Genomic DNA, 13,824 nt, shown 5'->3' on the forward strand with positions numbered 1-13,824 from the left:
GAAACACCAGTTGAGGAGCTGCTGACATGAGCGACAAGCTGCGTATCGTCGGCCTTGAGGAACACGTGGTCCTGCCCGTTCTGCTCGACGCGTGGGCGGCGGCGGGAGTCCGGCCGAACGTCTACCCCGACGACCACCCGGTCACGCGAAGGCTGTGCGATGTCGGCGATGAACGCTTGGCCGACATGGACGAGCAGGGCATCGACGTCGCGGTGCTGTCCCTGGCCACTCCGGGGGTGCAGAACCTCCCGCCGGCCGATGCCGTGCGCGTCGCGCGCGAGGCCAATGACGCGCTCGCCGCGATCGTCGACGCCAATCCCTCGCGGTTCCAGGCATTCGCCGCCATCCCGACGTCCTCGCCCGAAGCCGCCGTCGAAGAGTTGGAGCGCGCGGTCACCGGACTCGGCTTCCGCGGTGCGATGCTGTATGGCCGCACCGGCGACGCACTGGCCGACGCGCCGCAGTTCGACGACCTCTACGGAGCCGCCGAACGACTTCACGTCCCCTTGCACTTCCACCCCCAGGCGCCGGTGCGTGCGGTCCAAGCGGCGTATTACTCGGGACTGCCCAACGGGGTGGGGGCGGCATTGGCGACCGCCGGGCTCGGCTGGTACTACGACCTGGGTGTGCAGTACCTGCGGATTATCTTCTCCGGGGTGTTCGACCGTCACCCCGGGCTGCAAGTGATCGCCGGGCACTGGGGCGAGGTCGTGCTGTTCTACCTCGACCACGTCGGCTTCCTGCGGGAGATGGCCAGGTTGCAGCGGCCGTTGGCCGACTACTTCCGTCAGAACTTCTGGGTGGCCGGCAGCGGTACGGTCAGCGAACGCTACCTGCGCTGGACCGCCGAGGTCGTCGGAACCGACCGCATGCTCTACTCGACCGACTACCCGTACACCTTCGGCACCCGGCCCGGCGGCTTCCCCTACCTGGACACCAGCGGCGGCATCGCCAGGTCGTTCCTCGAGAACGCACCCTTCACCGACGAGGAGAAGGCCGCCATAGGATCCGGCAACTGGGAACGGCTGACCGGCCACCTCAACGTCGACCGCCGGCCCCGCCGACCGGCATGACGGGTGCATGGGGCGTCACCTGGGTTGCGGACGGTGCAGCCACGGCGCCGACGTCGGTAGAGACCCTGTATGCCGGTCTCGCGCATGAGCCGGGCCCCGCGGCTGCGCGGCACGCCATTCGACCCGTTCGGCCGCGCCTCGGTGCGGCGCGCCGAGCAGGCGTCGGTCGCTGGGTACCGAGGGTGTCGGCCGACCTGAGACACTCGCTGTGTCCGGAAAACCACGACGTGGCCGTGGAAATCGCGAACCTGCCGGACGCCGTCCGCGGCTACGAGGACATCAAGCCCGGCAACGTCGCCGCCTACCGTGACGCGCTCACCGAAGCGCTGCAACGGTTTCGCGCACAGGCGAAGGCGGGGGAGTCGTGCTGACCGCGGCCGTCGCCGACGAGCTGCGGGCGTAGCCGCCTGCGGGGCGAATGATCGTCGAGCCGGACGTCATGGTGGCCTACCCGCGCGACCAGGCACCGTGGGCGAGGACGGGCCACTGGCCGGTAGTAGTGGTACGAGCGCTCACCACTAGCACGGTCGCGACGCTGTTCTTCTGCCTGCCGGCGTAGGCGGACGGGCGTGTTCGGCCTGGTGGGCAGCGGTCCGCGACGGGATCCACCTCACGGTCAGCGACGACGGCCGGGTGCGCTTACGTGTCGCCTACGACGGGACACGCGACGAGTAGACCGACCTGCCAGCGGACAGGAAGTCCACCAGCGGTCGGGCCGGTGCGTTCCTGTCAGGGGCTCGGCCGCGACCACTCCGAAGTGCGCTGCGAGCCTGGTGAGCTCGGGCCGAGGCGTCGGGGCGCACGCTTCACGAGCCGCGCCATGACGGCCCCGCCGAACCGCTGCGTCCGCATCCAGTCCGGCGCGAGGTCGCGAGCCTCGGCGAGGTAGCGCAGCGCCTGCCCGATCCTGGTGGAGCTGGAGCGAGGTGGCGGCCAGGCGCAGCCGGTGTCCGGCTTCCCAGAAGGCCGGCACTTCTCCGCGTGCCTCGGGCACAACCTGCGCCAGCTGGAGCGCCTTCTCCAGGTCTCGTGCTCGTGCCGTGCTGCCGACGAGCTGGAGCGCGGCGACGCGGAGCCTGAAGATCGCAGCCTCACTCGCGCTGTCGCTATGGGCCCGGACTGCGGAGCAGGGCGGGCTGGATCTGTTCCACGGCCTTCACCGCGGCGCGCTCGGCGTCGTGCCGCCCGCCCGGATGGCCGACAGGACGAGGTCGATGGCGCTGTCCGCCGCCGTCTGCAGCGTCCGGGACGTGTCCGGGTCCCGTACCCAGCGGAAGATCACTCCCGTGTAGACGTCGCTGAGGGTGCGTGCCGCCTCGGCGACGTCCACCCCAGGATCGACTTCTCCGCGTTCCTGGCCATTTCTGAGCAGAGGTGTCAGGTCGGCCAGCAACTGTGACTCGTAGCGGATGGGGCCGCCCGCCGCGGTCCAGCCGAGCATCATCTGCCTGCTCAGCTCGGGCTCCGCCTCCACCATCCGGCTGATCAGCCGGAAGTAGGCGCGGACCCGTTCCGGCACCGCTTCCTCCGTGGCCTCGGTGATCACCTCCACGGCGCGGTCCGCCATCCGCCGCGTCCACAACATCGGGATGTCGCCCTTGCTGGGGAAGTGGTTGAACGCCGTGCGGCGCGAGGTGCCTGCCCGCTGGGCGATGTCCGCCATCGTGGTGTCCTCGTAGCCACGTTCCACGAACAAGGCCGCCGCGGCCTCGTAGAGCAGATCACGGGTGGCCGGAGCGCGCCGGCCCGCTGCGCCCTGTTCGGTTGCGGTCACCGCCGCCCTCGCCCCTTCCTGATGCTTGACATCGCCTGCACCCGAGTGCAAACATCCCTCGCACAACGACTGCACCCGAGTGCAACGACTCGTCACAAGGGAGTGACCATGTCCAACATAACGTCCTCGATGCGGCCCAGCGACCTCGACCTCTACCACCCGGAAGCGCTGCTCGATCCGTACGCGCACTACGCGAAACTGCGCGAGCTGGGACCGGTGCTCTTCGAGCCGGAGCGTGAGATCTGGCTGGTGCCCGGCTACACCGAGGCGTCAGGTGTGCTGCGCAACCACAAGGAGTTCGTCTCCGGCGACGGCGTCACCTACGAGGGGGTCGGCGACCGGCTCGAACGGTATCCGCTGATCGAGAACGACCCGCCGGTGCACACCCGCATCCGCCGGGCGGTCCAGCCGGCGTTCACCAGGAGCCCGATCGAGCAGCTGCGGCCCGCGATCGAGGCCGCCGCGAAGTCGATCGCCGAGAAAGCCGTCGCGCTCGGCGAGATCGACGCCGTCCAGGCGGTGGCCCAGCCGATGCCCGACAAGGCCATGGAACTGCTGACCGGGCTCACCCCGCCGAGCGCCCAGACGCTGGCCGACTGGAGCGACGCGGTCGTCCGCGCGCAGGAACCGGCGGCGAGCCCGCGCCACTCCGAGCTGCTGATCGAAGCACTGAACTGGCTGACCGAGGTGGGCGTTCCCGGCCTGCCGGCGCACTGCTTCGGCCGGCTGATCACCGAGTCCGGAGGCGCGAACGGGGGGCTCGAAGCCGACGGCTCGGAACGGCTGATGACCCTCGCCTCCATCTGGCTGGCGGGCATCGACTCGACCGGCGCGATGCTGGGCAACGCGATCGACGCGTTCATCGAGCACCCCGACCAGTGGGAGCTGCTGCGCGCCCGGCCCGACCTGATCCCGAACGCGGTCGAGGAGCTGCTGCGCTTCGAGGCTCCCTTCCGCGTCTTCTACCGCCGCACGCGCGCCGAGACCGAGATCGGCGGAACCACGATCCCGGCCGGTGCCGCGGTGTGCGCCGTACTTGCCTCGGCGAACCGCGATCCTCGGCAGTTCCCCGACCCCGACCGGCTGGACGTGACCCGGGAGAACGCCCGCACGCACCTGTCGTTCGGGACGTCGATCCACCTGTGCCTCGGTTCGCCGCTGGCGCGGCTGGAGGCCACGTCGATGCTGACCGAGCTCACTCGCCGGGTGCTTCGGTTCGAGCGCACCGGCGAGCCGGTGCGCTCCCCCAGCCAGACCATGCGCAAGTTCGACTCGTTGCCGGTGCGGCTGGTCCCGGCCCCGGGAGCGGCGTGATGAGCGGCTACTCGAAGGGACCCCACGACCTGGGCGGCGGCTGCCACGCCTGGCTGCTGCCCGACGGCGGCTGGGGGGAGAGCAACACCGGGCTGGTGCGCGGCGCGGGGGTGTCACTCCTGGTGGACACGCTCTACGACCTCCCGCACACCGCGGAGATGCTCGACGCTTACCGCCCGCTGACCGTTGGCCATCCGATCCGGACCCTGGTCAACACCCACTCCGACGGCGACCACTGGTTCGGCAACCAGCTGGTCGCCGGGCCCGACGTGGAGATCGTCGCGTCGGAGGCCGCGGCGGAGCTGATGACTCCGCGCGCGGTGTCCGAAATGGCCTCCCTGCACAACCGCCGGGACCGCGTCGGCCGGTTCATCCACTCGGTCGGCGGCCGCTTCGACCTGTCCGGGATCACCGCGATCCCGCCCACCCGCACCTTCGCCGGCGAGCTCGACCTCGACGTCGGCGGGCGCGAGGTGCGGCTCGTTCAGGTCGGTCCGGCGCACACGCCCGGCGATGTGCTGGTGCACGTGCCGGACGCGAAGGTCGTCTACACCGGGGACATCGTCTTCGTCGGTGGTGCCCCGCTCGTGTGGGCGGGACCGGTCTCGCGGTGCATCGCCGCCTGCGACCGGATCCTCGACCTCGACCTCACCGCGATCGTGCCCGGGCACGGCCCGCTCACCGACAAGGACGGCGTTCGGCTGGTCCGGGACTACCTCGCATTCGTTGAGGTCGAAGCGACCAAGCGGTTCGAGGAAGGGCTCAGCGTCGAGCAGGCCGTCGCGTCGATGGACCTCGGCCGGTTCGCGGCGATGTCCGAGCAGGGACGGATCGCGGCCAATGTGCTCAACGTCTACGAGGAGCTCGATCCGGACAGGCCGCGCGCGGACCGGCTGGAGCAGTTCAGCCGGATCGCCGCATTCGAACTCGGAGAGCAGGCATGAAGATCGCGCGAATCCAGATCGAGGGAACGACCAGGGTGGGCATCGTCGACGGCGACCAGGTGCAGCCGCTCGCCGCGGACACCGACATGTGCGAGCTGCTCGCCGCGACCCCGGCACAGCGCACGGAGCTCGTCCAGCGCGCCACGGAGGGCGAGCCACGCCCACTGTCCGAGGTGCGGCTGCTCGCGCCCGTGCAGCCCAGGACGCTGCGGGACTTCCTCACCTTCGAGGAGCACCTGGAAGGCAGCCTGAAGCTGCTCGGCGCGCCGGCACCCCACCCCGCCTGGTACGACCAGCCCCTGTTCTACTTCTCCAACACCAACGCGGTGAAGGGACCCGACGACCCGGTCGCGGTGCCACCGGGGTGCCGGCTGCTGGACTTCGAGCTGGAGCTGGCCGCCGTCATCGGTAAGCCCGGCAAGGACTTGAGCCCGGAGCAGGCGGCCGAGCACATAGCCGGGTACACCCTGTTCAACGACTGGTCCGCGCGGGACCTGATGTCGCCGGTGGTCCCGGTCGGCATGGGGCCGGTGAAGGGAAAGGACTTCGCCAACACCCTCGGGCCGTGGATCGTCACCGCCGACGAGCTCGCGCCCTACCGCCGCGACGGCCGGCTGGCGCTGGAGATGCACGCGGAGCTCAACGGCGCCGCGCTGCCCGCGGGCGGGGACAACTCGGCCAACATGTCCTGGTCGTTCGAGGAGATGGTCGCGTTCGCCTCGCGCGGCGCGGAGCTGGTGCCCGGTGACGTGCTCGCCTCGGGGACCTGCGGAGCCGGCTGCCTGCTCGAATACTGGGCCCACACGGACAGCGAGGAGCCCCCGCCGCTGCGGCCGGGCGACGTCGTGACGCTGGTCGCCGAGGGCATCGGTTCGGTGTCGAACCGGATCGTCGCCGGGGCCGAACCGGTGGCCGTGCCGAGGGCCCGGGTGGGGCAGCGGCGACGTGCGCGCCCGTGGAACACCGCGGGGTCGTCGTGAGCGCCGAGGTCTGGACACCGACAGCCCAGGCGGCCGCCGAGGCGACGATCACCGCGTTCGCCCGCTTCGCCGGGAGGCGGGGCGGCCCGCCACCCGGCGCGTCCTACGAGGAGCTGTGGCGGTGGTCGGTCGACGACACGGCCGAGTTCTGGAGCGCCGTGGCCGAGTTCTGCGAAGTGGCTTGGGACACCCCGCCTGACGCGGTCACCGATGGTGCCTCCATGCCGGAAACTCGCTGGTTCCCTGGCGGGCGCCTCAACTACGCCGCCCAGGTGTTCCGGACCCCGCGCACCGGCGCGGCGGTCGTGGGTCACGACGAAACCGGGATCAGCCAGACCCTGACCTGGGCGGAGCTGGAGGCGCAGGTGAGCGGCCTCGCCGCCACCCTCGCCGGGCTGGGGGTCAGGGCGGGCGACCGGGTGGCCGGGTACTTGCCCGACCGCCCCGAGGCGATCGTGGCCTTCCTCGCCACGGCGAGCGTGGGGGCGGTCTGGGCCGGCTGCGGCACAGACCTGGCCGGGGACGCCGCCCGAGCCCGCCTCGCCCAGCTGGACCCGGCTGTCCTCATCGCCGCCTCGGGCCACCACCATCGGGGGCAGTGGATCGACCGCACCACCGACGTGCGGAAGCTGCGGGAGGGATTGCCGACTCTGCGTGCGACCGTGCTCGTCGGCGACGGTCACCCGACGGACGGGACCACCCTCACGTGGGCGCAGGCCGTCTCTCCGCCCGCACAACGCGTGGAGCCGGTGCCGGTACCCGCGGAGCATCCGCTGTGGGTGCTGTTCACCTCGGGAACGACCGGCCCCCCGAAGGGCATCGTGCACAGCCACGCCGGCGTTGTCGTCGAGCACCTCAAGACCCTGAGCCTGCATCTGGAAGTCCGGCCAGGGGACCAGTTCTTCTGGTACACGACGCTGAACTGGATGATGTGGAACCTCCGGGTGGGCGGGCTGCTCCGGGGAGCGACCGTCCACTGTTTCGACGGCGCGCCGACCGTGCGCGCGCTCTGGCAGGTCGCCGAGCGTGGCGGGGTCACGCACCTCGGGCTGAGCCCCGGCTATCTGAGCGCCTCTCGCGACGCGGGGCTGCACCCCGCCGCGGACTTCGATCTCCCGGCCCTGCGGGTGGTCGGGTGCACTGGATCCGTGCTCACCGCCCCGTTGCACCAGTGGGCGGCCGAGGAACTCGGCCCGGAGGTCCTGGTCGGGTCCACCACCGGCGGGACGGACGTGGTCAGCGGGTTCGCCGGCTTCGCGCTCACGGTGCCCATCCGGGCCGGGGAGATCGCCGTCCGCTGTCTGGGGGTCGATCTCCAGGCCTGGTCTGCTGACCGGAAGCCGCTGACCGACGCGGTGGGGGAGCTGGTCGTCACCTCACCGATGCCGTCGATGCCGCTCCGCTTCTGGAACGACCCGGACGGCAGCCGCTACCGCGGCGCCTACTTCGAGGAATTCCCCGGGGTGTGGCGGCATGGCGACTGGGTGACCGTGACCGGCCGCGGATCGGTGATCGTGCACGGCCGCTCGGACGCCACGCTCAACCGGCACGGCATCCGCATGGGCAGCGCCGACATCTGCCAGGCGGCCGAGGACCTTCCCGAGGTCGGTGAGGCGCTGGTGGTCGGCATCGAGGAACCCGACGGGGGCTACTGGATGCCGATGTTCGTCACTCTCTCCGGCGGACGGCACCTCGACGAGGAACTCGCTGCCGCGGTGCGGGCCGCGGTGCGCGACCGGGTGTCACCGCGGCACGTCCCCGACGAGGTGATCGAGGCACCGGGGATTCCGCACACCCGCACAGGCAAGAAGCTGGAAGTCCCGGTCAAGAACATCCTGCGGGGCTTCACCGGAACGGTCCAGAAGGACGCCGTCGACCGGCCCGAACTCCTGGAGTTCTACCGGCAGACCGGCGAGAACCGCCGCCGCACCAGATGAGGAAAGCCATGCCCATTCCCGAGACCTTCGAAGCGGTCGTGCTCGGCAAGGAGACCGTGGCCGACGGAGTCGTCCTGCTCACGCTGGGTCGGCCGGACCGTGGCGAGCTCCCGGCGTGGCAGCCCGGGGCGCACATCGACCTGCACCTGGGCGAACCGCCGGTGATCAGGCAGTACTCACTGTGCTCTTCACCCACCGAGCGCGACCGTTACCAGGTCGCGGTCCTTCGTGAGCCGGACAGCCGCGGTGGATCAGCGTATGTCCACGACGGACTGACGTTGGGGGACACCATCCTGGTGAGCCTGCCGCGCAACAACTTCGCGCAGATCGAGGCGAAGCGCTACGTCTTCGTGGCCGGCGGAATAGGCATCACGCCGATGCTCCCGATGATCGAGGCCGCGCGGCGCGCGGGTGCGGACTGGACGCTGCTCTACGGCGGGCGCACCGCCGCATCGATGGCGTTCACCGAAGAACTCGTGGCAACCGGGGGAGAGCGGGTGTCCCTGCGTCCGCAGGACGAGTACGGGCTGCTCGATTTGGCGAGCCTGCTCGCCGAGCCCACCCCGGACACGGCTGTCTACTGCTGCGGCCCTGAGCCACTGCTGAAGGCCGTGGAAGCGCACTGCGCCTCCTGGCCGAAGGGGACACTGCACGTGGAGAGGTTCTCCCCGGCGGAGGGAGCGCTCGACGGCCCGACGACCGAGTTCGACGTGGAATTCGCGCAGTCCGGCGTGACGCTCACGATCCCGCCGGGCCGCTCGATCATCGCGGTCGCCGAGGAGGCCGGGATTCCGGTCGTCTACAACTGCGAAGAAGGCACCTGCGGGGTCTGCGAGACACCGGTCCTCGACGGCGCCCCCGACCACCGCGACTCGGTGTTGACCGATCAGGAACGCCAGGCGAGCTCATGCATGATGATCTGCGTGTCCCGCGCCCGCTCGCCCCGCCTGATCCTCGATCTGTAGGGAGTTTCGTGTGCGTGCTGGTCATTTCGGGTGAGCTGGGAGAGGTCTGCCCGCTGGGCCGAGGAGGTGACGTCAGCGCGACGGACAACGCTGCTGGTGCGGCGACCTGCCGGACGCCGGGATCACCTGCTCGACAGTGGACACTTCGCACTGGAGAGCCACCTCGACCTGATCACCGGCCACATGCGCGACTCTCGCGCCCGCGTTCACCCGGGCTGGTACCGGAAACTCCGGCTGGCCGCCGGAGGAGGCCACCCGGAGGCGGCATCGGCTACCGCCGGTGCGACCACGCCCATATCGTAGGTGTGCCAGCTTCAGCGGAAGGGGGTTGACATGGGCGTCGACGGGTTCGAGGCGACCGCCGTGGCCGGCGAGCTGCCGAGCGCGGCGGAAGCCGAGATCCGGGATTCGTGGCGCCGCTCCTGGCGGTCCGGGGTACGGCCCGACCTGCCACTCGAGCGGCTCGACGCGGTGGACGTCGACCAGCGAAGCCGCCTGTTGCGGGCCGCGTTGCCCGTGCTCGACCAGGTTGCCGCCGAACTCGGCGAGACGGCCTACTTCACCGTCCTGGCCGACAGCGCCGCCCGGATCGTCCACCGGGGACGCATCAGTTCGCGCACGGCCGACATCCTCGACGACACCGGGGTCGTCCTGGGCAGGCGGTTCACCGAGGACACGACCGGCACCAACGCCATCGCCACACCGTTTGAGCTTCGCCGGGGCGTGGCGGTGATTGGCGGCGAGCACTTCGCCCGGTCGCTGCGCGGCTACAGCTGCTACGGCTACCCGATAGTGCACCCCGCGACGCGGCGGCTCGAAGGCGTCCTCGACCTCGCCGGGCCGGCAGGTGGGGAGAACCCGCTGTTCGGCCCGTTCCTGCGGCAGGCCGTCCGGCAGATCGAAAGCGCCTTGCTGGCCGACTCCCGTGATTCCGAACGACGTCTCCTCGACGCCTTCAACCGGGCCGTGGCCAGGCGTGGCGAACGGGCGGTTCTGGCGCTCGGCGACGACGGCGTGGTGCTCGCCAACCAGCAGGCGCTGGACCACTTCGACGCCCTCGACCACGAGCGACTCCGGGAGCTGGCACATGGGCCGCGGTGGGACGGGAAGTCCCGCGAGGTGGTCTTCGAGACGGCGCACGGGATGCGGTTGCGACTGACGCTCGAACCCGTGGGCGGGCACGGAAACGTGCTGATCCGGTTCACCCCCGCCTACCGGTCGCATCCCGTGGTTCCCCGGAGGCAGGCCACCGCGCGCGACGTCCTCGACCGGGAACTGGCGAGATACCGCGCGGCGCGCCTGGCGACCTTCATCGCGGGAGAAGCCGGAACCGGGCGCACCCGGACGGCGCACAGCCTGGCATCCGGTACCGGCGCCGAGGTGGTGACCGTCGGCGGCCATGAACCGGTCGAGGGGTCCACCTGGCTCCACCGGGTCCGCAGCGCCGCCGCCTCCGGCGCGCTGGTCGTCGTCGAGGGTGTCGAACTGCTCGACGACACCGTGGTGCAGGCGCTCGGGGAGTGCGTCGCGCAGGGGATCTGGACGGCGATCACGGGGCCGCCGGTGGATCGGCTCGGTCCACGGCACCGGCACCTCGCCTTCCGGTGCCCCGGACGTCTGGAACTGCCGCCCCTGCGCGAGCGGCGCGCGGACATCCCGGCGCTGGCCCGGGCGATGCTCGCCGAGGCGACGAGCGGGTCCGCCCGGTTCACGCCCGCCGCCCTGGCGTGCCTCGCGGAGCTGGACTGGCCCGGCAACCTGCGGGAGCTCGATCACGTCGTACGCCGGGTCGCCGCCAAACGCAGCACGGGCGACATCGTCGCCGGTGACCTGCCGCGGGAGTACCGCGGCGCCCCCGCCAAGGCTCGCCTTACTCCGTGGGAACGGTCCGAGCACGACGCGATCCTGGCCGCGCTCGAACGCAACCAGGGGAACAAGACCCGCGCGGCCGAGGACCTCGGCATCAGCCGCGGAACGCTGTACAACCGGATCAGGGTGCTGCGGATCCGCGTGTGAGCGTCCCGCCGGTGTGCAAAGTTTGAACGGTTCCACCGGCGCCGCCTCGGACAGCATCGTGCCTGTCCGGATGAGCACGGAACACCGTGCTCTGGCTCCAACGGCGGAGGTGGAACGATGACTGTTGTCTCCCAGCCGGTTCTCCATCCACGGGTGGACAGCTTTCTACGGGAACCGAAGAGGCTGCTGATCGGCGGTGAGTGGGTCGCGGCGGTGTCGGGCAGGACGTTCACGACGCACGATCCGGCGACCGGGCGGGTGCTCGCGGAGGTGGCCCACGGGGAGGACGCCGACGTCACGCGCGCGGTGACCGCGGCCCGGCGCGCGTTCGACGACGGGCCCTGGCGGCGCTTCACGCCCCTGGAACGGCAGCGGCTCCTGTGGCGCGTTGCTCAGGCCCTGGCCGCGCGGGCCGACGAGTTCGCCCAGATCGAGGCGCTGGACAACGGAAAGTCGGTGTCGGTCGCCGAGCACGTCGACATCGCCTGGGCGGTCGAGATCCTCGAGTACTACGCGGGGTGGGCGACCAAGATCGAGGGCAGCACGCCGCAGGTGTCGATGCCGTTCGCGCCGGGCGGGGTTTTCCACGCCTACACGCTGCGTGAGCCGGTCGGCGTGGTCGGGCAGATCGTGCCCTGGAACTTTCCCCTCCTGATGGCGGTCTTCAAGATCGCGCCGGCGCTGGCCACGGGTAACACTGTCGTGCTCAAGCCCGCCGAGCAGACCCCGCTGTCGGCGCTGCTGCTCGGTGAGCTGCTTGCCGACGCCGGGCTTCCGGACGGCGTGGTGAACGTCGTGACCGGGTTCGGCGACGCCGGCGCCGCGCTGGTGCGCGACGAGCGGGTCGACAAGATCGCGTTCACCGGCTCCACCGAGGTGGGCAAGGAGATCGTCCGGGCGGCGGCGGGCAACCTCAAGCGTGTCTCGCTCGAACTCGGTGGCAAGAGCCCCAACGTGGTCTTCGCCGACGCCGATCTCGACCTGGCGGTGCCCGGCGCCGCGAACGCGATCTTCTTCAACCACGGCCAAGCCTGCACCGCGGGCTCACGCCTCTACGTCGAGGACACGATCTTCGAGGAGTTCACCGCGAAGGTCGCCGACATCGCTGCGGGTCTGCGCGTGGGGTCCGGGCTCGATCCGGCCACCGAGATCGGCCCCCTGATCTCCGCCGACCAGCGCGACAAGGTGATGGGCTACGTCGACGAGGGGCTCGCCGAGGGGGCTCGTGCCCTCTCCGGCGGCACCCGGCTCGACCGGGACGGGTTCTTCGTGGCGCCCACCGTCCTGGTCGGCGTCGGGCCGGAGTCCCGTGTGGTGCGGGAGGAGATCTTCGGTCCGGTCGTCGCGGCTCAGCCCTTCACCGCGGCCGACGGCGTCACGGCGGCCGCCAACGACACCGTCTACGGACTCGCGGCCGGGATCTGGACGCGCGATCTGTCCAAGGCGCACCGCACCGCGCGCGAGATCCGCGCGGGGTCGGTGTGGGTCAACCAGTACAACGGCTTCGACACCACACTGCCGTTCGGCGGTTACAAGCAGTCCGGCTGGGGCCGCGAGCTCGGAGCCGGCGTCCTCGACCTCTACCTCGAGACCAAGGCCGTCAACATCGCCCTTTGACCGGGCACACACTACTTCCGCAACGTCGCGAAAGGACATTTGAGATGAAGACGAAAGCAGCGGTGAGCCTGGGGGTGCACCGTCCGTTCGAGATCATGGAACTCGACCTGGACGGCCCCGGCGAGGGCGAGGTCCTGATCAAGAACGTGGCTGCCGGGTTGTGCCACTCGGATCTGCACCTCACCGACGGCGACATGCCGCCGCGGTACCCGATCGTCGGTGGCCACGAGGGCTCCGGCATCGTCGAGGAGGTCGGCCCCGGCGTCACCAAGGTCAAGCCCGGCGATCACGTGGTGTGCAGCTACATCCCCAACTGCGGGATCTGCCGGTACTGCGCCTCGGGCCGGTCCAACCTCTGCGACCTCGGCGCCACGATCCTCGAAGGCCGGTTCCCCGACGGATCGTTCAAGTTCCACAAGGACGGGGTGGATTACGGCAGCCTGTGCCTGCTCGGCAGCTTCGCGGAACGGTCGACGGTCTCTCAGCACTCGGTGGTGAAGATCGACGACTGGCTCCCGCTCGAGACGGCCGTGCTGGTCGGCTGTGGCGTGCCCGCCGGATGGGGGAGCGCGGTGTACAACAACGGCCTTCGTGCCGGTGACACGGCGGTGATCTTCGGCATCGGCGGGCTGGGCATCAACGCCGTGCAGGGCGCGGTCATGGCCGGGGCTCGGCACATCGTCGCCATCGACCCGGTGTCGTTCAAACGCGACACCGCACTGAAGTTCGGCGCCACGCACGCGTTCGCCACCGCGGAGGAGGCGCACGACGCGGTCCGGGAGATGACGTGGGGCCAGATGGCCGACGGCGCGCTGATCTTCGTCGGCACCCCGGACGAGAAGATCATCGCCGACGCGTTTGCCATCATCGGCAAGGGCGGCACGGTCAGCCTGGCCAGCCTCGCCGATCCGGCGAAGCTCACGGTCCACGTCTCGGGCATGGAGCTGACCCTGATGGAGAAGACCATCAAGGGGTCGCTGTTCGGCTCGTCCAACCCGCAGTACGACATCGTCCGCCTGCTGCGCCTCTACGACGAGGGCAAGCTCAAGCTGGACGAGCTCGTCACGCAGCGGTACCGCCTGGAGGAGGTCAACCAGGGGTATGAGGACCTGCGTGCGGGCAAGAACATCCGCGGCGTGATCATCCACGATTCCTGATTCGCCTGGGCAGGGGTAGGCCGGACGCCAGGGCCTACCCCTGCCCT

Annotated in this window: 12 protein-coding genes; 11 read left to right on the forward strand and 1 reads right to left on the reverse strand. The window is 70.6% G+C overall.

Features of this window, described 5'->3' with window-relative positions; all coding sequences use genetic code 11:
- Positions 1-26 precede the first annotated feature (26 nt).
- From ABZ193_RS12530 to ABZ193_RS12540, 3 genes are all read left to right on the forward strand, one after another.
- The gene (locus tag ABZ193_RS12530; protein WP_354709890.1) at positions 27-1,073 is read left to right on the forward strand and encodes an amidohydrolase family protein; all 1,047 of its coding nucleotides are present in this window, start codon (positions 27-29) and stop codon (positions 1,071-1,073) included.
- An 84-nt stretch (positions 1,074-1,157) separates the two neighbouring features.
- The gene (locus ABZ193_RS12535) at positions 1,158-1,271 is read left to right on the forward strand and encodes a DUF6537 domain-containing protein (RefSeq protein ID WP_354709935.1); all 114 of its coding nucleotides are present in this window, start codon (positions 1,158-1,160) and stop codon (positions 1,269-1,271) included.
- 29 nt (positions 1,272-1,300) lie between these two features.
- Positions 1,301-1,444 (forward strand): hypothetical protein, encoded by a 144-nt coding sequence (locus ABZ193_RS12540; RefSeq protein WP_354709892.1) that lies wholly within the window; start codon positions 1,301-1,303, stop codon positions 1,442-1,444.
- Positions 1,445-2,229: 785 nt separating this feature from the next.
- Here the strand turns inward: ABZ193_RS12540 and ABZ193_RS12545 are convergent.
- Complete coding sequence (locus ABZ193_RS12545) at positions 2,230-2,847, reverse strand: TetR/AcrR family transcriptional regulator (RefSeq protein WP_237339053.1); 618 nt, start codon at positions 2,845-2,847, stop codon at positions 2,230-2,232.
- A gap of 108 nt (positions 2,848-2,955) precedes the next feature.
- Here ABZ193_RS12545 and ABZ193_RS12550 point away from each other — a divergent pair, with 108 nt between their 5' ends.
- The 8 genes from ABZ193_RS12550 to ABZ193_RS12585 all read left to right on the forward strand — a co-directional run bounded on the left by ABZ193_RS12550 (position 2,956) and on the right by ABZ193_RS12585 (position 13,777).
- Positions 2,956-4,161 (forward strand): cytochrome P450, encoded by a 1,206-nt coding sequence (locus ABZ193_RS12550; RefSeq protein WP_354709894.1) that lies wholly within the window; start codon positions 2,956-2,958, stop codon positions 4,159-4,161.
- A complete protein-coding gene (locus tag ABZ193_RS12555) occupies positions 4,161-5,105 on the forward strand; it encodes an MBL fold metallo-hydrolase (protein ID WP_354709896.1) in 945 nt (314 codons plus the stop codon). Before ABZ193_RS12550 ends, ABZ193_RS12555 begins: the two co-directional genes overlap by 1 nt.
- On the forward strand, positions 5,102-6,085 hold the full coding sequence (locus tag ABZ193_RS12560) for a fumarylacetoacetate hydrolase family protein (RefSeq protein ID WP_354709898.1): 984 nt from the start codon (positions 5,102-5,104) through the stop codon (positions 6,083-6,085). Before ABZ193_RS12555 ends, ABZ193_RS12560 begins: the two co-directional genes overlap by 4 nt.
- Positions 6,061-8,022, forward strand: a complete 1,962-nt coding sequence (locus ABZ193_RS12565) for an acetoacetate--CoA ligase (protein ID WP_354709899.1) — start codon at positions 6,061-6,063, stop codon at positions 8,020-8,022. The genes ABZ193_RS12560 and ABZ193_RS12565 overlap by 25 nt, the downstream gene beginning before the upstream one ends.
- Before the next feature lie 8 nt (positions 8,023-8,030).
- On the forward strand, positions 8,031-8,987 hold the full coding sequence (locus tag ABZ193_RS12570; protein WP_354709900.1) for a PDR/VanB family oxidoreductase: 957 nt from the start codon (positions 8,031-8,033) through the stop codon (positions 8,985-8,987).
- Between the two features lie 333 nt (positions 8,988-9,320).
- Entirely contained in the window at positions 9,321-11,003 is a 1,683-nt protein-coding gene (locus ABZ193_RS12575; protein WP_354709902.1) for a helix-turn-helix domain-containing protein, read from the forward strand.
- Between the two features lie 117 nt (positions 11,004-11,120).
- Positions 11,121-12,620 carry an aldehyde dehydrogenase family protein gene (locus tag ABZ193_RS12580; RefSeq protein WP_354709903.1) on the forward strand — a complete coding sequence of 500 codons (1,500 nt, stop codon included), beginning with the start codon at positions 11,121-11,123 and terminating at the stop codon, positions 12,618-12,620.
- A 44-nt stretch (positions 12,621-12,664) separates the two neighbouring features.
- Positions 12,665-13,777 carry an NDMA-dependent alcohol dehydrogenase gene (locus ABZ193_RS12585; protein ID WP_354709905.1) on the forward strand — a complete coding sequence of 371 codons (1,113 nt, stop codon included), beginning with the start codon at positions 12,665-12,667 and terminating at the stop codon, positions 13,775-13,777.
- Positions 13,778-13,824 lie beyond the last annotated feature (47 nt).

The organism is Amycolatopsis sp. NPDC006125 (assembly GCF_040614195.1).
GTDB classification, from domain to species: Bacteria; Actinomycetota; Actinomycetes; order Mycobacteriales; family Pseudonocardiaceae; genus Amycolatopsis_E; species Amycolatopsis_E tucumanensis.

Excerpts from the sequence above, each read along its gene's own strand:
- ABZ193_RS12560 (WP_354709898.1), top strand. The coding sequence starts at position 5,102 with ATGAAGATCGCGCGAATCCAGATCGAGGGAACGACCAGGGTGGGCATC.
- ABZ193_RS12575 (WP_354709902.1), top strand. The coding sequence starts at position 9,321 with ATGGGCGTCGACGGGTTCGAGGCGACCGCCGTGGCCGGCGAGCTGCCG.
- ABZ193_RS12535 (WP_354709935.1), top strand. The coding sequence starts at position 1,158 with ATGAGCCGGGCCCCGCGGCTGCGCGGCACGCCATTCGACCCGTTCGGC.
- ABZ193_RS12550 (WP_354709894.1), top strand. The coding sequence starts at position 2,956 with ATGTCCAACATAACGTCCTCGATGCGGCCCAGCGACCTCGACCTCTAC.
- ABZ193_RS12580 (WP_354709903.1), top strand. The coding sequence starts at position 11,121 with ATGACTGTTGTCTCCCAGCCGGTTCTCCATCCACGGGTGGACAGCTTT.
- ABZ193_RS12585 (WP_354709905.1), top strand. The coding sequence starts at position 12,665 with ATGAAGACGAAAGCAGCGGTGAGCCTGGGGGTGCACCGTCCGTTCGAG.
- ABZ193_RS12555 (WP_354709896.1), top strand. The coding sequence starts at position 4,161 with ATGAGCGGCTACTCGAAGGGACCCCACGACCTGGGCGGCGGCTGCCAC.
- ABZ193_RS12570 (WP_354709900.1), top strand. The coding sequence starts at position 8,031 with ATGCCCATTCCCGAGACCTTCGAAGCGGTCGTGCTCGGCAAGGAGACC.
- ABZ193_RS12530 (WP_354709890.1), top strand. The coding sequence starts at position 27 with ATGAGCGACAAGCTGCGTATCGTCGGCCTTGAGGAACACGTGGTCCTG.